This is a genomic window from Paenarthrobacter sp. TE3676 (assembly GCF_056279165.1).
The window spans coordinates 16,437-41,175 of record NZ_JBWBQU010000011.1 but is presented as its reverse complement, the minus strand read 5'-3'; the positions used below and the strand labels follow the sequence as shown (position 1 = coordinate 41,175).

Annotated in this window: 21 protein-coding genes and 1 tRNA gene; 18 read left to right on the top strand and 4 right to left on the bottom strand. The window is 62.0% G+C overall.

What is annotated here, in order from left to right:
• Positions 1-13: 13 nt before the first annotated feature.
• From ACZ881_RS21325 to ACZ881_RS21285, 9 genes are all read left to right on the top strand, one after another.
• Positions 14-307: an acyl carrier protein gene (locus ACZ881_RS21325; protein ID WP_054808455.1), complete on the top strand. Its 294-nt coding sequence runs from the start codon at positions 14-16 to the stop codon at positions 305-307.
• An 11-nt stretch (positions 308-318) separates the two neighbouring features.
• Positions 319-771 (top strand): 3-hydroxyacyl-ACP dehydratase FabZ, encoded by a 453-nt coding sequence (gene fabZ / locus ACZ881_RS21320; protein ID WP_476117882.1) that lies wholly within the window; start codon positions 319-321, stop codon positions 769-771.
• Positions 768-2,927, top strand: a complete 2,160-nt coding sequence (locus ACZ881_RS21315) for a GNAT family N-acetyltransferase (protein ID WP_476117881.1) — start codon at positions 768-770, stop codon at positions 2,925-2,927. The genes fabZ and ACZ881_RS21315 overlap by 4 nt, the downstream gene beginning before the upstream one ends.
• The gene (locus tag ACZ881_RS21310) at positions 2,924-3,919 is read left to right on the top strand and encodes an aminomethyl transferase family protein (RefSeq protein WP_476117880.1); all 996 of its coding nucleotides are present in this window, start codon (positions 2,924-2,926) and stop codon (positions 3,917-3,919) included. Before ACZ881_RS21315 ends, ACZ881_RS21310 begins: the two co-directional genes overlap by 4 nt.
• Before the next feature lie 3 nt (positions 3,920-3,922).
• Positions 3,923-6,310 (top strand): beta-ketoacyl synthase N-terminal-like domain-containing protein, encoded by a 2,388-nt coding sequence (locus ACZ881_RS21305; protein ID WP_476117879.1) that lies wholly within the window; start codon positions 3,923-3,925, stop codon positions 6,308-6,310.
• 256 nt (positions 6,311-6,566) lie between these two features.
• Positions 6,567-6,860, top strand: coding sequence for a hypothetical protein (locus ACZ881_RS21300; RefSeq protein ID WP_476117878.1), 294 nt, complete (start codon positions 6,567-6,569; stop codon positions 6,858-6,860).
• Positions 6,861-6,977: 117 nt separating this feature from the next.
• On the top strand, positions 6,978-7,226 hold the full coding sequence (locus ACZ881_RS21295; RefSeq protein ID WP_476117877.1) for a hypothetical protein: 249 nt from the start codon (positions 6,978-6,980) through the stop codon (positions 7,224-7,226).
• Positions 7,227-7,517: 291 nt separating this feature from the next.
• Positions 7,518-8,549 (top strand): hypothetical protein, encoded by a 1,032-nt coding sequence (locus ACZ881_RS21290; RefSeq protein ID WP_476117876.1) that lies wholly within the window; start codon positions 7,518-7,520, stop codon positions 8,547-8,549.
• Positions 8,549-8,908 carry a hypothetical protein gene (locus tag ACZ881_RS21285; RefSeq protein WP_476117875.1) on the top strand — a complete coding sequence of 120 codons (360 nt, stop codon included), beginning with the start codon at positions 8,549-8,551 and terminating at the stop codon, positions 8,906-8,908. Before ACZ881_RS21290 ends, ACZ881_RS21285 begins: the two co-directional genes overlap by 1 nt.
• Before the next feature lie 497 nt (positions 8,909-9,405).
• Here the strand turns inward: ACZ881_RS21285 and ACZ881_RS21280 are convergent.
• Both ACZ881_RS21280 and ACZ881_RS21275 read right to left on the bottom strand, forming a co-directional pair.
• A tRNA-Thr gene (locus ACZ881_RS21280) sits at positions 9,406-9,482 on the bottom strand.
• A gap of 157 nt (positions 9,483-9,639) precedes the next feature.
• A complete protein-coding gene (locus tag ACZ881_RS21275) occupies positions 9,640-10,518 on the bottom strand; it encodes a DsbA family protein (RefSeq protein WP_091465549.1) in 879 nt (292 codons plus the stop codon).
• Between the two features lie 174 nt (positions 10,519-10,692).
• Between ACZ881_RS21275 and ACZ881_RS21270 the strand changes: the two genes are divergently transcribed.
• The 5 genes from ACZ881_RS21270 (at position 10,693) to ACZ881_RS21250 (ending at position 17,433) form a co-directional block, all read left to right on the top strand.
• Positions 10,693-12,195 (top strand): alpha,alpha-trehalose-phosphate synthase (UDP-forming), encoded by a 1,503-nt coding sequence (locus ACZ881_RS21270; protein ID WP_091465547.1) that lies wholly within the window; start codon positions 10,693-10,695, stop codon positions 12,193-12,195.
• Complete coding sequence (gene otsB / locus ACZ881_RS21265) at positions 12,185-12,982, top strand: trehalose-phosphatase (protein WP_091465546.1); 798 nt, start codon at positions 12,185-12,187, stop codon at positions 12,980-12,982. The genes ACZ881_RS21270 and otsB overlap by 11 nt, the downstream gene beginning before the upstream one ends.
• A 206-nt stretch (positions 12,983-13,188) precedes the next feature.
• Positions 13,189-14,271, top strand: a complete 1,083-nt coding sequence (locus ACZ881_RS21260) for an ABC transporter ATP-binding protein (RefSeq protein WP_089593814.1) — start codon at positions 13,189-13,191, stop codon at positions 14,269-14,271.
• Positions 14,272-14,431: 160 nt separating this feature from the next.
• Positions 14,432-16,021: a beta-N-acetylhexosaminidase gene (locus tag ACZ881_RS21255; RefSeq protein WP_476117874.1), complete on the top strand. Its 1,590-nt coding sequence runs from the start codon at positions 14,432-14,434 to the stop codon at positions 16,019-16,021.
• Positions 16,018-17,433: a DUF4032 domain-containing protein gene (locus ACZ881_RS21250; RefSeq protein ID WP_011773665.1), complete on the top strand. Its 1,416-nt coding sequence runs from the start codon at positions 16,018-16,020 to the stop codon at positions 17,431-17,433. The genes ACZ881_RS21255 and ACZ881_RS21250 overlap by 4 nt, the downstream gene beginning before the upstream one ends.
• Here ACZ881_RS21250 and ACZ881_RS21245 read toward each other — a convergent pair whose 3' ends face one another.
• A complete protein-coding gene (locus ACZ881_RS21245; protein WP_243836685.1) occupies positions 17,434-18,135 on the bottom strand; it encodes a GntR family transcriptional regulator in 702 nt (233 codons plus the stop codon). It lies immediately after the preceding gene.
• Between the two features lie 34 nt (positions 18,136-18,169).
• The gene (locus tag ACZ881_RS21240; protein WP_476117873.1) at positions 18,170-19,636 is read right to left on the bottom strand and encodes a chlorohydrolase family protein; all 1,467 of its coding nucleotides are present in this window, start codon (positions 19,634-19,636) and stop codon (positions 18,170-18,172) included.
• Positions 19,637-19,778: 142 nt separating this feature from the next.
• Between ACZ881_RS21240 and ACZ881_RS21235 the strand changes: the two genes are divergently transcribed.
• From ACZ881_RS21235 to ACZ881_RS21220, 4 genes are all read left to right on the top strand, one after another.
• Positions 19,779-20,828, top strand: coding sequence for an ABC transporter permease (locus ACZ881_RS21235; protein ID WP_476117872.1), 1,050 nt, complete (start codon positions 19,779-19,781; stop codon positions 20,826-20,828).
• Positions 20,829-20,873: 45 nt separating this feature from the next.
• Positions 20,874-22,598: an ABC transporter substrate-binding protein gene (locus ACZ881_RS21230; RefSeq protein WP_178996081.1), complete on the top strand. Its 1,725-nt coding sequence runs from the start codon at positions 20,874-20,876 to the stop codon at positions 22,596-22,598.
• Positions 22,599-22,679: 81 nt separating this feature from the next.
• The gene (locus tag ACZ881_RS21225; RefSeq protein WP_091465538.1) at positions 22,680-23,681 is read left to right on the top strand and encodes an ABC transporter permease; all 1,002 of its coding nucleotides are present in this window, start codon (positions 22,680-22,682) and stop codon (positions 23,679-23,681) included.
• Positions 23,678-24,736: an ABC transporter ATP-binding protein gene (locus ACZ881_RS21220; protein WP_476117871.1), complete on the top strand. Its 1,059-nt coding sequence runs from the start codon at positions 23,678-23,680 to the stop codon at positions 24,734-24,736. Before ACZ881_RS21225 ends, ACZ881_RS21220 begins: the two co-directional genes overlap by 4 nt.
• Positions 24,737-24,739 lie beyond the last annotated feature (3 nt).

Sequence of the window (24,739 nt, the reverse complement as noted above, 5' to 3'; positions counted from 1 at the left end):
AGGAGAACTCCCAATGAACGACATTTATGAAGCCTCCCTGTCCGCCGGGCGGAAGAGGACCGAACTCAACGCCCGCCTGAAAAACCTGCTGTCCGAAGGATTGGAGTTGCCCATCACCGGTGACCAGATCGAGGACGACCAGCCTCTCTTTGGGCGCGGACTCGAACTCGACAGCCTCGACACCCTTGAAATCGTGAGCTTGGTTGAAGAGGAGTTCGGCGTCTACATTACCGACGAGGACCGGACAGTTTTCGGGTCAATCAACAAGATTGCCGATTTCATCGCTGCCAACAGCGACGACGACTAGGGGCAAGGGCAATGTCCATCGCCCTCAAGGCCAGCGACATCCTGGCCCGGCTCCCACACCGTCACCCCATGGTCCTCCTGGACAGGGTTGAAGACCTCAACTACGGCAAATCCGCGACTGGAATCAAGAACATCACGATCTCGGACCCCGTCTTCCAAGGCCACTTCCCCAACAACCCCGTGTACCCTGGCGTCTACATGATTGAAGCCTCGGCACAGCTGTGCGGGCTCCTGTTGGGCTCCCCTACAGGTGAAGACGGCCCCGTCCTTGGGTACCTGGCGTCAGTGCGCAAATTCAAGTTCATCACCCCGGTCTACCCTGGCGATGTGCTGAGCATCCAAGCACGCGCGGGCGTAAGCCACGCCAATCTTGCGGACTTCAGCGTCGACATCAAAGTCAGCGGCAAGATCGTGGCCTCCGGGTCCCTGGCTCTTGCACGCATAGACCCGGACCCATCAACATGAAACCGGCAGTAAGGCTCTACGACCCGGAACTGGACGCGGCACGTGTCGCGGAGCTCTACAACCGAAACAACTACGGCACGATCCAGAGCGGCTCACCTCTTACTGGCAACGACGTTAACGCAGTGTTGAAAGAACGCGGCGCAGCACTGTTCATGGTGGGGGAAGACCGCGGGAACATTGTTGGCACCATAGGCTACCTGAAGGTCTCGGGCCGACGGGTCGCCGGCGACGGAGAACTCTTTTCCGGCATGTTCCTCATCGACCCGGGCTACCGGATGGGCTTCCTGGCCGGTGACCTGTTCATGCAGTCCTTCATCAAGCTGGTCGAACAGGGTGTCCGGGCTCTGCGCCTTGAAGTTGATCCAGCCAACCAAAAGGCTTTCCCGCTCTACGGACGGGTTGGCTTCAGGACGGCAGGCATCATCAGGCCTGATGAGGACGGCTACATCGAACTCATCAGTTTCCTCCCCGGCGTCGTATCAGATCTGCTTCAAACGCCCTTTGCCGGCGCCTCCTCAGAGGACATGTTTTCGAAGTACTCCTGGCGAAGCATGGGCTCAGCCCGCGGCAAAGACCTCATGGACGGCGTCTCCGTCCAGGACGGCACCCCGCTGCTGACCTACACCTTCCCCGTGAAGAAGGACGTCGTTGAAGTCCAGGTCAACATGTCAACAGGTGCCGTCGTCCAGGCGCGCCACAACGGCCAACTCTTCGACTGGCCGGAATCCCCTCAACGTGCTGCTCCGAACGGCAACCACGGGCCTTCAATCGGCTCCCGCCGGCTTGGCGCTTTCACTATCTCCCTGAACGCGGCAGGGACGTTGACGATTGAGCATCCTCGGCACCCGGGTCCGGTACTGACCGATCATTTCCCCGTAGGAGCCGACGGTGCACCTTTCTGGCGCCGTCCCGCCGCGCTGAACGTCACGTGCCAGGATCTTCCCGACGGATGGACGACCCGGCAGGGACCGATTACCCGCGAAATCCGTGTTCATGGCAGCAAAATCAGCATCGCAGTGAGCCACCAAAGAAATCAAAAGGTGACGGCGTTCCCGTGGGTGAATCTACGTTCAGGGGAATTCCACCTCAACACGAAAAACCGCCAGCGCCCCATAGGCGGTCCAATCGTCCGCGGTATCTGGCCGCCGGACAGGACCGACTTTGAAGCCGCCGAAAGTGCCTTCGATGATCAAAGCAACGGCGCTTCCGCCCTTTGGACCGATACTGCGCTGGGGCTCGCATTGGCTGCTACCTGGAACTCGGATGGGAAGCTCCGCGTCGAAGGCTCCCATCTTCCGGCGGCGTCCTCCGAGAACGGCTCCATCCTGTATGACGTGGACCTCTTCGACGGCGCAGATGCTATGCCCGTTCCCGAAAACCCGGAAATCCTTCCTTCATTAACACCGGTGTTTCACCCCTTATCCTCCGGAACCCAGGGGGATTGGAAGCCCATCCAGTGGGTGGCGGCGGAAAGGTCGCGTGTCGATGTGCTTGAGGCCGTAGGGAGCAACGGGTTTTTGCTCGTTGCTCCCGACCGGGGCATCGTTTCGTGGAAGTCAGGCCAAACTCAGGTCCTCGCGGCGCCGTTCCCGAAAACACGGACACTTGGGCCCCTGACGGCATGGCATTCCGGTCTTTGGGTCTCGGACCAGGGAGGGCGAGAAGACCCGGAGCAAGGCATCGAGTGGGGCAGCGATGGTTGCACATCCCACCTCGCTGACAGCCCATCAGATCGACCCCGCTGGGAAATCCAGCAGCGCGACAGCGATCTGACAGCGCTCCGCATCGTCGTTGACGGCGCCAACGGGTCTGAACAGGTCACGCACCTCACGCCGAACGCCCAAATGCAGGCCCGAAACTGGGCGCCGATCCTTTTTCAGACGGATACCAATACCGACCTGTGGTGGGCAGCAGCCCGGGACCGGACTCCGTGGCGGGCCTCAGTGCGGAGAGCGGCCATAGGTCTGGGCGGGACCACCTGGTTGGTCATCGAAAACGACGAAGGCAGCCATCCCGAAATTTTGATCAGGTCCTCCGGTGAGTACCTCCTGCTGTCCCTCCTCGCCAGAGCCGAGGACACCAACACGACATCATGGCTCCTTTCCGCTCAGGAACTAGGGAGCCCCACCACAACCATCAAGGAGAATCCGTCATGACAGCTACGACTGACTACGAGGCAATTCGTTCCACCGCCGCCGTTTACCCCACCGGTGAACTGGTTCTCGAAATCGCCGGCGAGCAGCGGGAGGAACTCGTTTCCTTCCTGCTAGCCAAACGCACCGAATTCGCCCAACCCGGAAGCGTCGTTGAATCATTGGTCCTCAGGGAAGATGCTTCCGTTGCAGGCCACGTCGCGGCCTATATCGAAGAGGAACGCGTCCTGCTGATTGCAGAACAGCCCATCGACGTCGACATCACCACCATCGCGAAGCAACGCGGACTGGAATCCGTCCGCGTCACCGACCTGTCCGCGTCCACCGCCGTCGTAGCTGTGGAAGGACCCGTGGCCTGGAAAGTTGTCCAAGACTTCGCCGACGAAGAAATCGCAGGCGTCCTCTTGGGCGAAAGCTGCACTGCGACGTTGCCGGTATCAGAGCAGCCGGCGACCATTATCCGTACCGGCACCACCGCCGAGTACGGCTACCTGATTCTCGCTCCGGACACCGACCGTGACGCGCTGCTGAAGTTCATTTCAACGATCGCCACGGAATTAGGCGGCCAACGAGTCGGCACCGAGGCACTACAGCGCGCTCAGGCCGAAGTCAGCCACCCCCTCTACCCTGAGCAATTCAGTGGCCTGACCGTCCGGGAAGCTGCTGCCCTCTGGATGCTCTCAGCGGACCGTGATGACGACTTCCTCGGCAGCGACCAGCTTGAGAAGGAAAAAGCCGCGCGTTCACTAGTCGCCGTCACTGCCACCACGTCATCGATCCCGGCGGCAGGAACCAGCGTTACCGCAGGGGAAACCGAAATCGGCCGGATCCACCATACGCTTCCCTCCGCTGGGCAACCACAAGGGTTCGCCCTGGCCCTCTTGGATGCCCCCTTCAACGTGCCGGGTCTGGAACTGCAAGCAGGCGGCGTGACCTTGACGACGATTTCGCGCCCCTCAGTTGATCCGGTCTCCTGGACCGAACCGATCGGTTAAGCCATGAAAATAGTTGTCACCGGTTTCGGCCTCAGAGCAGCAGTGGGCCCGGACGCAGAACAAAGCTGGGAATCCATATCCAACGGAAAATCGGGGATCGTTCGAACGACCGTAGTTCCTACCGATGGTCTGGTTAGTTCGATGGGTGGCCAAGTCGAGTCGGAAGTGGAAACGGGGCCCCCGTCGTCCCGGACCACTTACGTTGATCGCTGCCACAGGCTGGCTTCAGCCGCCGCGACCGAAGCTTTGACTCATGCCCGGGTCGACCAGACCTCCGTTGACCGGACCAGAATCGCGTTGTCATTGGGAACATCGTTGGGTGGGGCCCGCAGTGGAGAAGAATTCCATCGCCAGTGGATACAGGACGGATTGCGTAAGGCCAACACCGGTCTGCTGCGGCAATACCCACTCCATAGCGTCGCGGACTACCTTGCCTCTGAGTTCCAGCTGTTCGGACCCCGGAGTGTCCAATCCAACGCCTGCGCGGCCGGCGCTGTCGCCATCGCCTACGGGATCGAACTCCTCGAATCCGACGCCGCTGACATGGTCCTCGCCGGCGGCGTTGACCCGCTCGCGCTGTTGTCCTTCGGTGGTTTCTCCAGCCTGAAGGCACTGGATCCCCTGCATTGCGCACCGTACACCCGGAGTTCGGGACTCAACCTGGGTGAAGGAGCTGGTTTCCTTGTTCTGGAAAGTGAAGCTTCGGCTGTCGGCCGGGGAGCTGCGATCTACGCTGAAATCGCAGGGTACGGGCTCAGCGCCGACGCTTACCACGCTACAGCGCCGGACCCCATGGGCCGAGGAGCGTTACGGGCCATGCACGCGGCACTGCGGATGTCCGGGAACACTGTCGACGACGTCGACTACGTCAACGGCCACGGAACCGGAACGGCTGCTAATGACAGCGTCGAAGCCAAAGCCATAGCCAACCTGCGAGAGGGCGCCGCTCCCCCGGCAAGTTCCACGAAGTCCATGATCGGACACACCCTTGGTGCCGCCGGAGCCATTGAAGCGGTGACATCAGTGCTTGCCATCCAAAACCAGGAGATGCCTCCAACGGTCACACCCGACGGCCTGCGCTCACCCACAGGCCTGGACATCGTTGCAGAAACAGCCAAGAAGGCGCGGCTGAAAACCGTGCTTTCAAACTCGTTTGCCTTCGGCGGCAACAACGCTTCGCTGGCCATCCGGGAATACAGCGCCGACCCCTCAGCCCAAGCACCAAAGAGCGTACGACCGGTGGTCATCACCGGCATCGGCGCACTTGCCGGTGATGCCGTCACCACTGAGGACGTAAAGGCCGCCCTTTTCGAGGGCCGGCCCGTCTACGGTGACGGGACTGTCGAGGTCGAGGGATTCGGATCCTTCCCCTTTGGCGACATTCCGGTCGACAAGCTCAAAAAAGGGATCGACCCAAAGTACCTGCGTCACATGGACACCTTGGGACGCAGGTCGGCGCTGGCTGTCAGCCAACTCCTGAAACAACGGGGCCTCTCACGAGCGGAGGCAACCAGCACCGGGCTGTTGTTCGCCACCGGCACCGGACCGATCTCCACCGTTGAGGCGTTCGAACGTGAGCTCCTGACTACGGGCAGCGGCAACGCCCTGCTGTTCCCGAACACGGTCATGAACGCCGCGCCCGGGCACGTCGCGTTGTTGAACAAGCTGCAAGGACCCACTGCGACCATATGTGCCGGCAACACGGGGGCTATCACTGCGCTCCATTTCGCCCAGAACCTCATCTCGAACGGGGTCGTGGACCGGATGATCGTCTTGGCGGCGGACGAAGCACCGCACGCGATGCTCGCCGCCTACGCGCCGATTCCGGGCTACTTGGCACGTTCGGTCTGCCTCCCCTACACGAACTCGGGCCGGGTCATCTCCGGTGCCGCCGTGGCCATCCTGTTGGAAAGCGAAGACAGCGTCGATCCCGGGAGAGTTCTTGGCCGCATCGAGAACTTTGGCATGACCGGTGACGGCAGTGGCCCCAGCCGTCTGCGCCAAGGGTCAGGGGCTTGGGCGCGGTCCTTCCGGCTGGCCCTCGACGGCCATTCACCGGAAACCGTTGATGCCGTCGTTGCTGCCGCTTGCGGGCGGGAAGCCGTGGATACCTTGGAGATCGAGGCATTGGCGGCAACTGGCCTGAGCGGGCGACCTATTTCGACGCCCAAGGCAATCTTCGGCGATGCGGGCGCCTCAGGTGGTCTGTTGGGTGTCGCACAAGCAGTGTGGATGAGCCAGGAAAAGTTCATCCCAGGCAACGCCGGAGTCGTCGCGTCCGGCCCTGCAGGACTCGTACCAGGCAGCGGCAAGGCCGGAGAGGTCTACCGGACCCTGGTATCCACGTGTGAGGCCGGAGGCAGTTTCCAATCCGTCACCATCGCGACGTAACAGGATGGTGGATGTATGGATTCATTCGACAGGCCCAGCACCTACTGACGACTTTGGGCGGTACAGGTCCCGGTCCGGTGCCCGCTTTCTCGCGGAAGCGGCGAAGTCGACCCGATGCCCGGATGACCTGTCCCGACCCTGCCACGTCATCCGGGCAGAGGACGGCAGGTGGTTTTGCGGAAGCTGTTTGTCAGGCTGGTCGGTTTCACACACGCAGAATATTCTTGTCGCAGCACGGGCAAGAAGTTGGGTCGGTGTGGACATTGAGACACCAAAGAGACGGAACGCCGCCTTCAGATGGCTGGGGCGCGTCACGGGTGTGCCCAGTGTTGGCATCGAGCAATGGACCCAAGGTGAAGCCTTATGGAAAGCGATGGGCAACGCGGCACGGCGCCCAAAAGCGGGCGAACTCCGCCTCAGCCCACAGTGGCACTACGGCTGGCAGAGCTCTGCGGACGGGGATTGGTACGTCCACACAGCCGCCAGCCGGGATGCCGTCTGGAGCCTGGCGTCACAGAACATCGAACCACTGACACTGCACCCGTGCTGAGAAGGGACTGCTGAAGGTTTGGCAGCGCCAGCTCAGGCTGCAATGGGTAAACATGAACCTTGCGTGCGCCCAGCAGCACCCGGGAAGCACTGCCCGGCACTGCACAGGCATGTACTCGTGGTGATGCAGCCGCTGATTCCCATCGCTGCGGCGCGCAATGGCACTAGCATCAGCAAGGTTGGAGACGTCGAGTTCTTCGGCGACCTGTTCGATGGCCAGGAAACGGTGCTTCTTCGGTTCATCGGGCATTCGTCCTTCCTGGAATTCGTGCGCCTGCCAAGGCCCTACCTGGAAGCAACAGGAGTTATGCTATTCGTTGGATTTATTGTTCTGCTATGGGGAGACAGGCATGGGAATTGCTTTTGATGACGGTGTGGTTGCTCGGCCTGTAGCAGTCGCGTCTGGACACCTTATCTCCGTAGAGATCGCATGATGGACCAACCTTCGGCATCCACCGAACCGAAAAAGCGACCACTAAGCACTGGCCGGATCATAGGCCTCGGGATCCTCCTGGGGGTGATTGTGCTGCTGGCATCATGTGTGTACAGAATTGCCGCCCCACTCGCAACTCCGAATTTATTCGGTCTGGACCGCAAGCTCGCCTCGATGCCATGCGTCACCTGGGTAGACAGTGATCCCCGCGGAGGGAACATCGCAGTGAGGGGCCCAGTCGTCTACTACCGAATCGGCGTCTCACCGAACTGCACGGCAGCTGAGGTGGAGAACATTTTGTGGACGATGCATGAGGGCGTCGATGAAACCGGAGCTGCACTGGAGGACTGGGCACTGTTTGTGGCCGACCGCGACGAGAGTCGGTTCGTTCTCTATTCCGATACTCTCGCCGTGGGCATGCTTAGCGGACAGGATGACCTCTCCCGTGAGGAATTTCAGTTTGTTGCATCAAACTGGGTGAGACTCCAGCACGAGGTGGACCCAAAGAGCCAGCTGTATTCCCGGAATGAGTACGACGGCGACACTGATGAATTTGAGCTGAAGGTAGGGTTGCACCTCAACCTCAGTCCAGAGGAGCTGGATAGGGCTCCCAGCATCATTCCGGCAGAGCTGGACACCAAAACCACCTATTGGAAGATCACCACGCCAACTACCGGCGCCGTGTCAGACAGAGCCAATGACACCACCGCAGGTCGGGTCCTCTTTGATACTTTAGGTCAGCTTCCAGACAAGGAATTGATCGGGCTCGGCAGGGCGGCCGGCACCGCCTGGCAGGGTGACACCCCGGATGGCACCTATGTCACCGTTTCCTCTGGCCTACGCCAGCCCAGTTATGAACCCGAGGGCCTCATAAAGATGATGGTGTACAACGTAAGTGACTCACACGTGACCCCTTTCAACACAGAGATTCCGCAGCAGCCACCAAGGCCGTTGGATCAAACAACGCTGTGGCCCCACCTGACCGCGACGATCGACAGGCTGGACGCCACTGGTCAGGAGTTCACCTTGGGCATAGGGCTTGCATCCCGCACCAGGGAGGAGAACGGAAATACCGGGGGCGAGATCAATCTTCATCTGAGCACGAATTCCTGCACACTCCTTCCCGATGACCCCTGGAAAGCACTGGAACAGCCACTCTATGACTACTGGTTGAGTCCTCAACGTCTACGGCTCCCGGAGTCATCGGCATCAAAGTATTGCCCCGCCGCGGCTTCGACAGCAACCGCGGGAAGCTGATGAACCCGGACGAACCGCCGGCGCAGAAGCCCTCGAGGAAACGCCGATCCCAGCGAAGGAAGACCCTCGAGCGGCGGATACCGGTCGCGCTCTCGGTCGTGATTCTGCTGGGGTTCATCGCCTACGGAATCAATATGCAGCTTGACCATTCAAGGCAAAGGGCCGAGATCATAGCCAAGGTCGAATCCAAAGGTGGCCAGGTCCTCGATCTCAAGTGGGGCAACGGGTATCGCGCTGCTTCAGGATGGTCCATGGGACACGTCGATGTTCTCTTCGAAAGTCAGCGAAGTCGTTGCTCGCTGGAAGGCCTGCAGCGCAACCCTGCAGTGTTCGAATGCGACCCCGCAGTTAACCGTTAGGGATAAGCGCCAGATCCCCGCTAAACCATAAGGCTGGAACGCCTGGCCAGCGGCCCGCGGCACCCGCGTGTGGGTGGCTCCAGACATCATCGCAGCCCTGGATACCTTCGCCGACCGGGCAGGACGCCGGAACAGGCACCACTAAGGCCGGAAAGCTCGATATTTTCAGGCTGCCCGTGGCCTTCACAGCATGCCGAAGCAATCGTGTCCCTCATGTCTGGCCGACGAACCGAATGCTTAGGCTTCGGGCTTCTGGTTCGCGGTTACCTTGGCATGGAGTCTCGGGCCGATGAACTGCCCCGGGACAAGCCAAGAAACCGTCGCCACCAACGCGACATTGCTCCGCCGGCCGCATGGCCCGTGTCCGCGCCAATCTTCAGAGCATGCGCCGGCGCCGTCCGGCTTTTTGAAAGCGTGCAGTAAACGTGTAGTGCCCTGCATTGCAGGCACGAAAAACCCCTCCGTTCCCGGCAAAATCGCCGGGATGGAGGGGTTCGTGGAGCCCCCTGTCGGATTCGAACCGACGACCCCCGCTTTACAAGAGCGGTGCTCTGGCCAACTGAGCTAAGGAGGCACGCTCCGGTTACCCGAAGCAAAGCGCAAAAGAGCGCTAGATAAGGTTAGCCCAGACCATCCCCGTCAACGAAATTCACCGCTCAACACCGCTACAAAGCAACAGCGGCCGGCCTCCCGCAAGGGTGACCAGCCGCCGTCGTGATTTTTCAAAGGGGTTAGCCCTTGGCGCCAATTGCTGTCTGGATCTCGGCGTTGAGGTCGGACCTGCCGTCCCACTGCTTGCCATCGATGAACACGGTGGGCGTACCGGTGACGCCGATTGCTGCAGCTTCCTGCGTGGCGACCTTCACCCACGGACGGAACTGCTTGCTGTCGATGCAGGAGTCGATGTTTGCCGCACCAATTTCGGTGGCCATTTTTTTGAGGTCGTTGTCGGAGATGCCTGCTCCGCCTTCAGCCGGCTGGCGTTCGAAGAGCAGGTTGAAAAATTCCGCGTACTTCTCCGGGGAAGAGTTGACTACGCAGGCAGCAGCGTTGGCTGCGCGTGACGAGTAGTTGGTGGTGGACTGGCGGTCCAGGAAGCCGAGGGCGCGGTACTCGACGGAAATCTTGCCTTCGTTGCGAAGGTTCGTGAGTGACTCGCCGTAAGCGGTCTCGAACTGCTTGCAGACCGGGCAGATGAAGTCGATGTAGGCAACAACCTTGACGGGCTTGCCGGCCTCGGCCTCGCCACCCGGTACGGTCACCGTAGCCGGCTTGGTAGCAAGAGGAGCCGGCACATCTGCCACGTTGACGGAGGCGGGTTCGGACTTCACAACTTCCGTGTTGGCAAGCAGCGTGATGCCGCCATGAACGTTGCCGTTGGCCGGTGTTGGCCCTTGGTCAGCCACGGGCGCGTTGTTCTGAGCGTTACCGATAACAACAAACGCAACCAAAGCGATGATGACCACCACGGCCACCACGATGCCCCAGCCGACAAGGAGCTTGTTGCGCTTCTCCTTCTTCAGCTGTTCTTCGCGGATTGCACGCGCTTTCTCCCGCGCCTGGGCGGTCTTTTCGGCCTTGGACAGGCGTGGTTCGTTTGCGGGGCTCATCAGTTCCTCGGGGTATTCGACGTCAAGTGCATAGCTAGGGCAACGGGGTCAGTTTACGGGAGCAAACTTGAGCTTTGCCCCACACCTCGCGGCCCGGTAGTTGAACGATCAACTGCCGTGGAAGATTCCGCTAGTAGGCTGGGAGTTGAGTCACAGCAACCCCAGGGAGCGTTAATGCAGGATTTGGCAAGCGAAAAACTCGCTAACGAACAAAGCGCCAAGGCTTCTCCAACCAAGAAGCCCACGGCGAGCACGTTCGATTTCATGGTGGTTTCCAACCGGCTGCCCGTGGACCGGTGCAGCAGCGACGGTAACGACGACGGCGGAGATGGCTGGCGTCGTTCGCCCGGCGGCCTGGTCACAGCTCTCGCCCCGATGATGACAAAGTCCGACGGCGCGTGGGTGGGTTGGCATGGCGCCCCGGATGAGACTGTGCGTCCGTTCAGCCACGAAGGCATGGACCTGGTTCCGGTTCAGCTCAGCAGCCACGAAGTGGAGCTGTACTACGAAGGTTTCTCCAACGCGACCATCTGGCCGCTCTACCACGATGTCATCGCACCGCCCGAGTTCCACCGTACGTGGTGGGATTCCTACCGCCAGGTCAACAAGAAATTCGCCGACGCCATCATCCGCCACGCAGCCGATCGCGCCACCGTGTGGGTCCAGGACTACCAGCTCCAACTGGTTCCGCGAATGCTCCGCGAGGCCCGGCCAGACCTGAAGATCGGCTTCTTCAACCACATCCCCTTCCCTCCCCCGGAGATTTTCGCTCAACTCCCGTGGCGCCGGGAAATCATCGACGGCTTGCTGGGCGCTGACCTTCTGGGCTTCCAGCGCCCCAGCGACGCAGGCAATTTCATGCGCTCTGCACGCCGGTTCCTGGGTGCCAGCGTCAAGCAGCAGCAGGTTCATGTGAAAGGCCCGGATGGCGAGGTCACCCACATTGCCCGCGCGCAGGCCTTTCCCATCTCCATCGACGTTGACCAGATCCGCGAGCTCGCGGCCAGACCGGACATCATCGAGCGGGCGAAGCAGATCCGTAAGGACCTGGGCGATCCCAAGACCATTCTGTTGGGTGTTGACCGACTGGATTACACCAAGGGAATCGGCCACCGTCTGAAGGCTTTCGAGGAACTCCTCCGCGAAGGCAGCATCAAGGTGGAAGATGCAACCCTCATCCAGGTGGCGAGCCCCAGCCGTGAACGCGTGGAGCAGTACAGGCTGCTGCGCGAGGAGATCGAAGGCACGGTTGGCCACATCAACGGCACTTACGACACCATCCAGAACACGGCAGTCCGCTACCTGCACCACAGCTATCCGGTGGAGGAAATGGTGGCGCTGTACCTCGCGGCGGATGTCATGCTCGTAACCGCCCTGCGCGATGGCATGAACCTGGTGGCAAAGGAGTATGTCACCGCCCGCTCGGAAGACGACGGCGCCTTGGTACTCAGCGAGTTCGCCGGTGCCGCCGACCAACTCAAGCAAGCACTCCTGATCAACCCGCACGACATTGACGGACTAAAGTCGGCCATCCTGCGTGCCGTGAACCTCCCGCCCAAGGAGGCCCGCCGCCGCATGAAGCTGATGCGCAAGCAGATCCTGGACCACGATGTGGATCATTGGTCAGCCGAGTTCCTGGCTGCGTTGGAGGAAAAGGTGGTGCGTGATGACAGCTGAAAACCTCACCCTGTCACCGGAACTGTTGGACGCCGTCCGACGTATTTCCGGCACGGAGCACCTCCTGGTTGCCCTCGACTTCGACGGTACGTTGTCCCCTCTCGTCGACCACGCGGAGGACGCACGCCCCCTGCCCCGGTCCGCCGCTGCGCTGGAGGCCCTGGCAAAACTGCCACGCACGACGACGGCACTCATCTCGGGCCGCGCACTGGACAGTTTGCGGCTGGTCGCCTCGCCTCCGGTGGATACGCTGCTGATCGGCAGCCATGGCGCCGAGGTCTGGCTGGGTGAGGGTTCTTTGGGCCTGGAACTGGACGAAGATCAGCGGCTGAAGCTTGCAGCGGTCCGCGAGGTTCTTGCGGAAATCGTGAACATCGCTCCGGGGACGTTGCTCGAGGACAAGCCTGCCGGCGTCGTCCTCCACACGAGGATGGCCGACGACGACGTTGCCGAAGACGCCGTCGAGGCCGCCATGCGCGTGCTCCGCGAGCATCCGGGGGTCTACCTGAAGACCGGCAAGCGTGTGCTGGAGACCTCGGTAGTCCACGCATCCAAGGGTGAGGCCGTGGAGTTTCTCCGTCAGGCAACGGGTGCAACAGCCATCCTGTTTGCGGGTGACGACGTCACGGATGAGGATGCGCTGGGCCGGCTGATGGGTGACGACGTCGGCATCAAAGTGGGCCTGGACTTCACCCAGGCGCAGTACCGGGTGGAAGCGCCGGTGCACGTGGCAGAGTTGCTGGAAGCCTTGCTGCGGGAACGTCGGCGGGTGACTGCGGAGGCCTAGCGAGTGACCGGCGCAACATGTGACGCTTGTAACATTTAGGTAGTTCGTCCAAAAGTCTGACATACTCTTGGATGTGATGTGACGCACAGTACCGTGCGACGTCACACGATCCTCCCCGGCCATCGGCCGGGGAGTTCAACTGAAGAAAATGAACCATTCACAACGGATCGTCCGGCACGTACCTGCCGGTGAAGGGATTGATAACTGTGGCTACAGTTACTTTTGATAACGCTACGCGTCTGTACCCGGGCACAGATAAGCCCGCCGTCGATAAGCTCAACATCGACATCGCCGATGGCGAATTCCTGGTCCTCGTTGGACCCTCCGGTTGCGGTAAGTCCACCTCGCTGCGCATGCTCGCAGGCCTTGAGGACGTCAACGCCGGCCGCATTCTGATCGGCGATCGCGACGTCACCGACGTACCGCCGAAGGACCGCGACATCGCAATGGTCTTCCAGAACTACGCCCTGTACCCCCACATGACCGTTGCGGACAACATGGGCTTCGCCCTGAAGATTGCCGGCGTCTCCAAGGAAGAGCGCGCCGAGCGCGTCCGCGAAGCCGCCAAGCTTCTTGACCTTGAGGCTTACCTGGACCGCAAGCCGAAGGCACTCTCCGGTGGTCAGCGCCAGCGTGTTGCCATGGGCCGTGCAATCGTCCGTAACCCGCAGGTCTTCCTCATGGATGAGCCGCTTTCCAACCTTGATGCCAAGCTCCGCGTCCAGACCCGTACGCAGATCGCATCCCTGACCCGCCGTCTCGGTGTCACCACCGTTTACGTGACGCACGACCAGGTCGAAGCAATGACCATGGGTGACCGCGTTGCAGTCCTCAAGGATGGTCTTCTGCAGCAGGTTGACACCCCGCGCAACCTTTACGACCGCCCGCAGAACGTCTTCGTTGCAGGCTTCATCGGCTCCCCGGCCATGAACCTGCTTGAACTACCTGTAGTGGACGGCGGCGTCCAGTTCGGTGGAACGGTTTACCCCGTCCCGCGCAACATCCTCGAAGAAGCTCACGGCCAGACCGTCACGGTGGGTTCCCGTCCGGAAGACCTTGAGACCGTCGGCAACGGCGAAGGCCTCCAGGTTGAGGTTGACGTCGTCGAAGAACTCGGCGCTGACGCTTACGTCTACGGCCACACCATCCTGGATGGCAAGAGCCACGACATCGTTGCCCGCGTCGACGGTCGTCGCCCCCCGATGAAGGGCGAGTCCATCTTCGTTCGTCCGCAGTCCGGCCACGTGCACCTGTTCGACACGAAGACCGGCCTCCGCCTGGGCGACTAGTCCCCACCGGCACCCTAGCCTCGCTTCGCTCGGCCAGGGAACCCTGCCGGCGTGGGCCCATCCCGGCGCTGACGCGTCTGTACGTTCCGCATTTAGATAGCGGCCCGACCCCTCCCGGTCGGGCCGCTCTCGCGTTAACCTTTCTCCTGGAAAGAACGGCATGAACACCACAGATAACCTGATCCCCCGTCCTTCGCACGTCGCTCTTGTGGACGGGTCGGCCTTCACGCTTGCCCCTGCCGCCCGGATCGCCGCTCCCCGCCAAGCGGTGCCGGTCGCCGAGCAGTTGGCCTCGCTGCTGCGCGGCGCCACGGGTTTCGAATTGCCCATCGTTGAGGACACCCGCCCCGGCGACATCTCCCTCGAGTTGACGGACACGTTCGACGGCGGCCCGGAAGCTTATGCGCTAAGCGTCACCCTAGGTGGGGCCGGGCTCACGGCCTCTACTGCCGCTGGACTCTTCAACGGAGTGCAGACGCTCCGTCAGTTGTTCCCAGCCGCCATTGAGGGTTCCAACCCGGGTGTTGGCACTTGGGTGATTCCCGCCGTCGAGATTGCGGACGCCCCGCGATTCGCGTACCGCGGGCTAATGCTGGACGTCGCCCGCAGCTTCTTCACCGTGGAGGAGGTGAAAGAGCAGATCGACGTCATGACGCAGTTCAAGCTGAACGCCCTTCATTTGCACCTCACGGACGACCAAGCCTGGCGCATCGAAATTCACGATCCCGGGTCCGCGGGCAACCCGTCCGGGCTGCCTTACGCCAATCTGACCGCGATCGGCGGCCAAGGCGCTGTAGAGGTGCCCACGGCGATGCCGGCGAGGGGGCGCGAAGGGTTTTACACGCAGCAGGACTTCAAGGACATCCAGGCCTATGCCGCGAGCAAGAACGTCCTCGTGGTACCCGAGATCGACCTCCCGGGACACGTCAATGCTGCCCTCGCCGCCATTCCGCAGCTCAACCCTGACGGCCAAGCCAAGCCCATGAGCACTACGGCGGAGGTGGGCTGGTCGACTCTCAGCTCGGACTTGCCGGCAACATATGAGTTCGTCCGGGAAGTCCTCGGCCAGCTCGCTGCCATCACGGTCGGCCCGTACCTCCACATTGGTGGCGACGAAGCCTTGGTGACCGGGCATGAGAACTACGTGACTATGGTTCAGGAGTTTGCCAGGATTGCCGCCGGGACCGGCAAAACGGTGGTCGGCTGGAACGAGTACGCCGCGGGCGCCCTTCCCCAAGGCGCTGTGATCCAGTACTGGCACGGCGACCTCGCTCCGGTTGTCCAACAGGCGGAGTCCGGCGGTTCACCCGTGATCATGTCGCCGGCCGCCAATACGTACCTGGACCAAAAATACGCGCCGGACTCGCCAGTTGGACTCGAGTGGGTGGAAGGCGGACCGTTCACCTGGGCGGAGTACTACAACTGGGATCCTGCCCAAGGCGGGCTGAAAGATCACCGGATCCTTGGCGTCGAAGGTCCCCTGTGGACTGAAACAGTCCGTGACAACCAGCAAGCCCAGTGGCTCCTTTACCCGAGGGCGATTTCCCTGGCCGAGGTTGCCTGGTCCGGTCAGGAAGTCCGCAACGCGGGTGACTTCCGACGCCGCTTGGGCGCCTTGGGCGAGCGGCTCGCCAGCCAGGGAGTCGCCTTCCAGGAGGCGCCCGACGTCGAATGGTCCGCGACGTCGAACTGGCCGTTTCCGGACGCGACGCCGTCCTTCCCTTCCAAGTACGGAACAATTGAGGCATGAGCGAGCAAAACGAAGCCCAGTGGCACGACGAACCCACCGACTACGGGCAGATCGGCAAGCTCCCCAGGACCGAGGCCGCCAGTGCGCAGGACACGGCGCCGCCTGCGAGTGTCATCGGTTCCCTTAACATCACTGCAGCTGCTGCGGATCCGGAATTGCTGGACCTCCCGTGGCATATTGCTTTGGAAGACTGGCCCGCCGAAAACCTGGCCGCGCTCCCCCGCGGCATCTCCCGGCACATCGTCCGCTTCGCGCACTTGGGTGGCTCGGTGATCGCCATCAAGGAAACGTCCGAGCACGTTGCCCGCCACGAGTACCACATGCTGCGGAAGCTGGCCCGGCTGGACGTTCCCTGTGTTGAGCCCGTGGCCGTCATTACGGGCAGGACCACCGCGGACGGCAGGCCGCTGAACCCCGTACTGGTCACACGGCACCTGAAGTTCTCCATGCCGTACCGCGCACTGTTCTCACAGATGCTCCGCAAAGACACCTTGACTCGCCTGATCGACGCCCAGGCACTGTTGCTGGTGCGCTTGCACCTTGTGGGCTTCTACTGGGGCGACGTTTCTCTCTCCAACACATTGTTCCGCCGTGATGCCGGCGCCTTCGCCGCGTACTTGGTCGATGCCGAGACGGGCGAGCTCTACCCGGACCTCTCCATGGGCCAACGCGAATACGACCTCGAAATCGCCCGCGTGAACATCGCCGGCGAACTGATGGACCTGCTGGACGGCGGGCTCATCGAGGAAAAAGTGGATCCCGTAGCCACCAGTGAGCTGATCATGGACAGCTACCGCCGGCTCTGGACTGAGCTGACGGAGAAGGAGTCCTTCGAGCTTGGTGAAAGGTGGCGCGTGGCCGCCCGCATCAGGCGTCTCAACGAGCTCGGCTTCGACGTGGAGGAGTACGCCATCAAGACCACGGCGGATGGCTCCACCATCCAGCTCCAGCCGAAAGTTGTCGACGCCGGCCACCACCAGCGGCGGCTGCTTCGCCTTACCGGACTGGACGCCCAGGAGAACCAGGCCCGCCGGCTCCTCAACGACATGGACCAGTTCCGGGCGGACAACAACCCGGACCTGGACGAGGAAATCAGCGCCCATATCTGGGTCAGCCAGATCTTCGAGCCCATTGTGCGTTCCATTCCCCGGCACTTGGCCGGGAAACTGGAGCCCGCGGAAGTGGTGCACGAGGTCCTGGAGCACCGCTGGTACATGAGCCAGAAGCAGGACAGGTACGTCCCGTTGGCTGAGACCGTCCAGTCCTACTTGGACACGGTGCTGCAACACCGCCGTGACGAAGCTGCCATCATGCTGAACCCGGACACGGAACTGCTGAAGATCCTTGAGGTAGAGGTGGAGGAATCCGGCCGGTACGACGACGAGGACGAGTACCCGGACGCTGACGACTAGCTACGGCTCCAGCGTCTCGGCGAGGCCGGCCAGGACTGGTTCGCGGCCCAGCTCAATGTGCGAGTACGCCAGCGAGTAGGCCAGGTCCGGCTTACCCTTCAGGATCGCGTTGCAAAGTTCCGTGTGCTCATCGCGTTGGAGTTCGTTGCTGCGGTTGTGGGCCAGCCCGAAGATCCAGCGCATCCTTCCGAACAGCGGCTTCACGGACTCAATCAGCAGCCTGTTCCCGGATAGGCGAACGATTTCGGCGTGGAGCTCGGCGCTGATCAGGGCGACGTCGTCGGTGCGTTCGTCGTCGATCGCTGCCTTGGAGGCCTCCATAAGTTCTTCCAAACGCCCGCCGTCGCGTCCTTCGGCTACACGCGTGGCGGCCATCCGCGCGGCGAATGTCTCCAGGCAGAGACGGACGTCGAAGAGTTCGTTGACATCGGTCAGGGTCAGTTGGCGCACCACGGCACCGCGGCGCGGGAAGGTTGCAACGAAGCCGTCCTGCTCCAGGCGTTGAATGGCTTCGCGCACGGGAATACGGGAGACGTTGTAAAGCTCCGAAAGTTCGCGTTCCCGCAACCGCATACCTTGCGCGTACGTGCCCGTGACGATGCCCTCCAACACCAGTTGGTAGACGTTCTCCGCGCGGGCCTCTTCGTCGCGGCCATTTCCGGTTTCCGGCATCGCCTCAGCCACTGTCGAACTTCCCTTCATGCCAGTGTCCGCTCCATGTGCCGGACGGCGCCGGTCAGCGTTCCAACCGAGCATACACGGGAGGAAACAACTCATCCGCCGCACGGTTCCGGGCGTCCCTGACGGTGTAGGCGTTGCGCATCTTATCGAAGAGCTCCTGCCCTTTTGCGCGCCAGTAGTCGAGGTCCACTCCCTCGATCACACCGTTGTTCATAATGGTCCTGCCTGCCACCACTGAGAGCACGGCCTGGCGGGCAGTGCCGTTCAGGATCAGGGTCCGGAGCGGGTCGTCGTGGACGCCGTCCCGGATGTCTCCCAGTGAGAAGGCCACGAGATCTGCTTGGGCACCGGATTCGAGGCGCCCAAGGTCAGGACGCCGCAATGCGTGCGCTCCTCCCAGGGTGGCGGCGTCGAAATATCCGGCGACGTCGCCGGCGTCATTGGTCCCGGCCATGATCTTGGCGAGCTGGACGCCGGCATCAATGCCGCGGATCAGGTCCGGCGGGAACGAGTCCGTACCCAAGGAGATGTTGATGCCTGCCGCCTTGTAGGCGTCGAAGGAATCCAGCGTGCTGCCATAACGCATGGAAGTCAAAGGGCAGTGAATGATGCTGGCACCGCTGGCCGCCAGTCGGGTGAGGTCGCCGCGGTCCTCGCCGTGGACCGCAGGATTTCGGTCCGTGTAGGTGGCGTGCGGGATCAGCAGGCGTTCGTTGAGCATCCCTACTTGTTCCAAAAGCTCCAAGGGTGTCACTCCGTGCCAGTCAAGGATGAGCTCGCGCTCCACGAGGCCCTGGAGTGAGTGCAGACGCACCAGGATGTCCCGCTCGCTGGACGCTGCTGCGGTGGCCTTAAGCAGCTCGATGTCCAGTGTCTCGATCCTGCACGGTAGCAGGACTCCGTTGACCAACGGGTCATCGAGTTCCGTTGCGTGGTCAATGAAGCGCAAGGCATCGGCCAGCCCCTCCCGCCCGCGCTCGTCGTCGAACATCACTGAACGTTCGCCGTTCTCCAACACGACGTTGACTCCCGAGCGGTACGCCGGGCCCAGGTAGCCGCGCAGGCCCAGGCGTCGGCTGGACTCAGCCATGCCCACGAGTTCTTCGAAAGGTTCAGCCCACTCGGAGTGAACTTCCGATGCGATGGGCATGTACGTGGTGATGCCGTGCAGAATCAGCTGGATCAGGGCGTACTCGCGGACCTCCTGGCGTTCTTCGGCGGTGAAGACGTCAGCGCGGCGGTAACGGAAATAGTCCTCGGACCACTGGTGACCCTTGGCCTGCTCCGGACCTGCCCAACTGTCCAGGATGAGGTGGTCAATGTCCGTGAGGGCATCGAGGTCGATCAGGCCGGGCATGAGCAAGGCATCGCCAAGATCGCGTTCCTCGCCCACCTGACCTGTGTAGTCATTTCCCACGTAGTCAATGGTGTGGCCGCTGTAGACCACGCACGCGTTTTCCAGCAGCACGTGGCGTCCGGTGTGATGGCCCAGCACGTAGCGGGCGGTGACCTTGGTAGGCACGGCGACTCCTGTTTCCTGTCCGCCAAGGACAGCTCGTAATACTCTCTGGTATTCCAAACAGTACATTATTTGTGATTTACATCGCATCAATCCTGCTCTAGTCTATTTTGGTATACAAGAACTCCGGAGCCAGCTCCTGATCATGAAACGAGCAGAACCGTTGACCCAGATACAGTCCGTCGAACCAAGCATCGGCAGCCCGCCGCTTCCTCCTGCAACGTCGCCGGAGGCCAAGGCACCTGCCGAAGCGCGTTCCCTCCTCGCCACTGCCTGGATGAGGATCCGGCGCAGCAAGATCGCCCTCCTCAGCCTGTGCATGGTGGTCGCCATCCTGCTGTTCGCCATCCTGGCTCCCGTCCTGAGTGCCATGTCCGGCAACGATCCCTACACGTCCAATACCAGCCCCGAAGTTCTGGACGACTTTCAAACGCCCGGCCTGCCGCTCCCCGGCTACATGTACCCGTCCGCCCAGCACTGGTTGGGTGTGGAGCCCGGGCTGGGACGCGACCTCTTCGCGAGACTCGCGTACGGCGGACAGGTCTCCCTCACCATCGCCCTGCTCTCAACCGTTGTTTCGGTGGTCCTCGGAACTGTCCTGGGCGCGGCCGCCGGCTACTTCGGTGGCAAGACCGACGCCATCATCAGCCGCATCATGGACTTGTTCCTGGCCTTCCCGCACCTACTCCTGGTGCTCTCCCTGACGCCCATCCTGCAGTCACGGCTCAGGGATACGCCGCTGGGTGAAGGAAGCTTCCTGCCCATGGCCTCCTTGGTCATCATCCTGGGCTTCTTCGGCTGGGCCTACCTCGCAAGAATCGTCCGTGGACAGGTGTTGAGCCTCCGCGAGCGCGAGTTCGTGGAAGCCGCCCGATCCTTTGGCGCCTCACACCTCAGCATTCTCTTCCGACAGATCATTCCCAATGTCATGGGAGTCGTCCTGGTGTACGCCACCATGCTGATCCCCACCAACATCTCGGCCGAGGCGGCACTGTCCTTCCTGGGCGTCGGCGTCAAGGACCCCACACCGTCGTGGGGCCAGATGCTCAACGCCGCCCAATCCGGCAACTGGTACCTCAGTGATCCGTGGTTCCTCGCTGTCCCCGGCATCATGCTCATCGTCACCGTCCTGGCTTTCAACCTCCTGGGCGACGCCGTCCGGGACGCCCTTGACCCTAAAGCTTCGCGCCACTAACACTCATCCCCCGCATCGCCTTTCACCCCCCTCACAAGGAGCATCATGAAAACCCCTGCAAGAGCTCTGGCACTTTCGGTGTTGATCGCCATGGCCGCTACCGGCTGTGGAGCCGGCCAAAGCCAGCCAAGCAGTTCCAAGCCCGCCGGGTCGGTCACGGAACTGGCGCCCAACGTGGTCAAGTCCGGCTTCACTGCCAAGGGCGGCAACATCAACGTCCTGATGTCTTCCGATTTCCAGACTCTGGACCCCGGAAACAGCAACTACGTTCAGACGGCAAATGTTGGCCAGCTGTACTACCGCACCCTGACCATGGCCAAGGAAACAGCGGGCCAGCCGCCAACAGTGGTCCCGGACCTCGCAACGGACACCGGCAAGGTCTCCGACGACGGCCTCAGCTGGACCTTCACCCTCAAGGAAGGCGTGAAGTTCGAGGACGGAACACCCATCACCTCAGCGGACATCAAGTACGGCGTGGAGCGCACCTTCGCGCAGGATGTCTTCACCCAGGCGCCGCAAGAGTTGAACGCAGCGCTCGACGCCGGCGGGTACAAGGGGCCGTACAAGGATCCTTCCGCTGTGCTCAAGGCCGTTGAAACGCCTGATGAGCGCACCGTGGTCTTCCATCTGAAAAAACCGTTCGCCGAGTTCCCGGCGTTGGCATCCCGGTCCAATACCGCTCCTGTCCCGAAGGCCAAGGACACCAAGCTGGACTACACCAACCACCCGGTGTCCTCGGGACCGTACATGGTGGAGTCCTACAACCGTGGCAAGTCCCTCAAACTGGTTCGCAACCCGCACTGGGATCCCGCGACGGACCCCAACCGCTCAGCACTCCCGGACACGTTCAGCTTCTCGCTTTCCACCTCGCAGGCCACCATCAGCCAGCAGCTTCTGGCGGACTCTGATCCGAATGCCATCACCCTTGATTCCAACGGTGCGCTGCAGACCTCTGACTCCGCCAAGCTGGCTGATGCCCAGGTGAAAGACCGGGTGGCTTCGGGTCTTCTGGGATGCAACGACGTCCTGAGCTTGAACACGGAAAAGATCAAGGACCCGGACGTCCGCAAGGCGATCGCGTTAGCCCTGGATCGCCAGTCGATCCTGGTTCAGTACGGTGGACGACGCTTCGGCGAAATCACCCAGAGCCCGCTGAACGCCAAGATGCGCGGCTACGTGGAGACCGAGCTCGAACTGGACCCCACGGGTAAGCCCAAATTAGAAGAAGCCAAGAAGCTCCTGGAAGGCAAGGACTTCCCCAAGACCCTGACGTACGGCTACGCCAACAATCGGGACGCCTTCAAGAACACCGGCACGGTTGTCCAGCAGAACCTCAAGGCCCTGGGCATCGAGGTTGAGCTGGTACCGATCCCGGCACCCAACTACTACTCCGTCCTGGCCAGCGAGCAGCTGCCGGACATGGGCCGTTCCGGCTGGTGCGGAGGTGCCGACCCGGCGTCAGTCCGCACCTCCGCGGACCCCCTGCTGGGACCGAACAATGAAGGCACCAGCTACGGCTTCTCCAACACGTCCCGATACTTCGATCCCGTAGTTTCCAAGGCCATGTTCGATCTCCGCAATACGGACGGCACCTCCGAGGAACTGGGCAAGAAATGGTCCGAGGCGTTCGGCTCAGCCCTGAAGACCTACCCGATCGTCCCGCTCATCCGCAGCCACACCAACAGTGTGGTGGGTTCCAACGTCCGCAACGCCCAGGTGGGCTACTTCTTCGGCGGCATCGATCTCTCGATCGTCGGCGTCGAGCAATAACCGGGCTTCGAAAACTATTCGGGCATAGTCCAGAAGGAGAAGCGGGCCGCCTGCCTCAGCGGGCGGCCCGCAACCACCACCATGATGACTTTCATTCTTCGCCGGACCGGTTCGTTGGTCCTGCTTCTCGCCGCGGTCAGCTTTATCACCTTCACGCTTTTCCAGCTCGGCCCCTCTGATCCCGCAGCCGCTGCGTGCGGTCAGGAGTGCACACCCGAGCGCGTGGCCGAGGCCCGTGTTGCTTTGGGCATGGACCAACCTTTCTTCGTCCAGTACGCCGATTACATCCGCGGGCTCTTTTCTTCACGAATGATTGGCGCCCCGGGTGCGCAGACTCTTTGCGAATGGCCGTGCCTCGGAAAGTCCTTCCAAACCAATGAGAACGTAGCCGACATCATCGGCCGTTCACTCCCCTACACCTTCTCCATGGCCATCGGCGCGCTGGTGCTGTGGACCGTCACCGGCGTAGGGCTTGGTCTTCTGGCCGCCCTCCGCAAGGGCTCTCCCGTGGATAAGTTCATTGTGGGCGCCGCCTCCGTGGGCGTTTCACTGCCGATCCCCGTCACGGGCCTGTTCCTGCTGCTCCTGTTCGTCAACCAACTACACCTGTTGCCCTTCACCACCAACGAGATCAACAGCCCGTTCGGCCCGCAAGGTCCGGGAGCCTGGGTGGCCAACTACCTGCTGCCCTGGATTGCGTTGGCCGTGCTTTTCAGTGCCTCCTACATCCGTGTCACCCGGACCAACATGATCGAGACGTTCGGCGAGGACTTCATCCGGACGGCCCGCGCCAAGGGCCTGGCACCACGGATGGTCACGTTCAAGCACGGCGTACGGGCCGGCATCACACCGGTTGTGACCATGCTCGGCATGGACATCGGCTTGTTGCTGGGCGGCGCGGTCCTCACCGAACAGATCTTCTCCGTCCCCGGCCTGGGCTTCACGGCCGTGCATGCCGCCATTTCCGGCGACCTTCCCGTCACCATGGCCATCACCATGCTGGCCGCGTTCTTCGTCATCGTGGCCAACGTCGTGGTGGACCTCGCCTACGCCGCCATCGATCCCCGAGTGAGGCTCCAATGACCCATGTGAACACCACCACTCAGCAGGCGGGCGCCCCAGCGGGCGGCATCGCCACCGCCCCTTTCCTGGAGGTCCGTGACCTTAGCGTGAAGTTCCCTACGGACGACGGTGTTGTCTGCGCAGTGAACGGGATGGACTTCTCCCTTGAGCGCGGTCAGACCCTTGGCATTGTGGGCGAGTCCGGTTCCGGAAAATCCGTCACCAGCCAAGCGCTGATGGGCCTGCTCAAGGGCACCTCGGCGCAGGTGAGTGGCCAGGCGATGTTCCAAGGCAAGGACCTTGTCACCCTGCCCGAGTCCGCGATGCGCCCGCTCCGCGGCCGCAACATCGGCATGATCTTCCAGGATCCGCTCTCGGCGCTGCACCCCTTCTACACTGTGGGTCACCAGATCGCCGAGGCGTACCTGGTCCATAACAAGGCGAGCAAGAAGCAGGCCCGGGCGGCCGCCGTCGACATGCTGGGGAGGGTGGGTATCCCGAGCCCTGAGCAGCGCTACGACGAGTACCCCCACCACTTCTCCGGCGGCATGCGCCAGCGCGCCATGATCGCGATGGCGCTGATCTGCGAACCTGAACTCTTGATCGCGGACGAACCAACCACGGCGCTGGACGTCACAGTTCAGGCGCAGATCCTGGACCTCATGTCCGAGCTCCAAGAGGAAACAAACTCCGCGTTGATCCTCATCACGCACGACCTCGGTGTTGTTGCCGAGGTCTGCGACAACGTGTTGGTCATGTACGGCGGGCAGTGCGTCGAGTCCGGGCCGGTGGACGGGATCTTCTACGACACCCAGCACCCCTACACACTGGGCCTGCTCAACTCGATGCCCACGCTCAACAGCGCATCGAGCCAGCTGAACCCCATACCCGGCCAGCCGCCGTCGCTCCTTGACCTCCCCAAGGGTTGCATCTTCAGCGCAAGATGCCAGTACACAGAACTCGCCGGCGACGGCATTTGCGCCAACCAGCGGCCTGAACTGCTGGTGGAGGACGGGCACGGCAAACGCTGCCATCTGAGCGGCCCGCAGATCATCACCATTCGGAATTCGCGTTAGGAC

Coding starts and splice junctions, on each gene's coding strand:
- ACZ881_RS21325 (WP_054808455.1), top strand. CDS start 14: ATGAACGACATTTATGAAGCCTCCCTGTCCGCCGGGCGGAAGAGGACC.
- fabZ (WP_476117882.1), top strand. CDS start 319: ATGTCCATCGCCCTCAAGGCCAGCGACATCCTGGCCCGGCTCCCACAC.
- ACZ881_RS21315 (WP_476117881.1), top strand. CDS start 768: ATGAAACCGGCAGTAAGGCTCTACGACCCGGAACTGGACGCGGCACGT.
- ACZ881_RS21310 (WP_476117880.1), top strand. CDS start 2,924: ATGACAGCTACGACTGACTACGAGGCAATTCGTTCCACCGCCGCCGTT.
- ACZ881_RS21305 (WP_476117879.1), top strand. CDS start 3,923: ATGAAAATAGTTGTCACCGGTTTCGGCCTCAGAGCAGCAGTGGGCCCG.
- ACZ881_RS21285 (WP_476117875.1), top strand. CDS start 8,549: ATGAACCCGGACGAACCGCCGGCGCAGAAGCCCTCGAGGAAACGCCGA.
- ACZ881_RS21275 (WP_091465549.1), bottom strand. CDS start 10,518: ATGAGCCCCGCAAACGAACCACGCCTGTCCAAGGCCGAAAAGACCGCC.
- ACZ881_RS21270 (WP_091465547.1), top strand. CDS start 10,693: ATGCAGGATTTGGCAAGCGAAAAACTCGCTAACGAACAAAGCGCCAAG.
- otsB (WP_091465546.1), top strand. CDS start 12,185: ATGACAGCTGAAAACCTCACCCTGTCACCGGAACTGTTGGACGCCGTC.
- ACZ881_RS21255 (WP_476117874.1), top strand. CDS start 14,432: ATGAACACCACAGATAACCTGATCCCCCGTCCTTCGCACGTCGCTCTT.
- ACZ881_RS21250 (WP_011773665.1), top strand. CDS start 16,018: ATGAGCGAGCAAAACGAAGCCCAGTGGCACGACGAACCCACCGACTAC.
- ACZ881_RS21245 (WP_243836685.1), bottom strand. CDS start 18,135: ATGAAGGGAAGTTCGACAGTGGCTGAGGCGATGCCGGAAACCGGAAAT.
- ACZ881_RS21235 (WP_476117872.1), top strand. CDS start 19,779: ATGAAACGAGCAGAACCGTTGACCCAGATACAGTCCGTCGAACCAAGC.
- ACZ881_RS21230 (WP_178996081.1), top strand. CDS start 20,874: ATGAAAACCCCTGCAAGAGCTCTGGCACTTTCGGTGTTGATCGCCATG.
- ACZ881_RS21225 (WP_091465538.1), top strand. CDS start 22,680: ATGATGACTTTCATTCTTCGCCGGACCGGTTCGTTGGTCCTGCTTCTC.
- ACZ881_RS21220 (WP_476117871.1), top strand. CDS start 23,678: ATGACCCATGTGAACACCACCACTCAGCAGGCGGGCGCCCCAGCGGGC.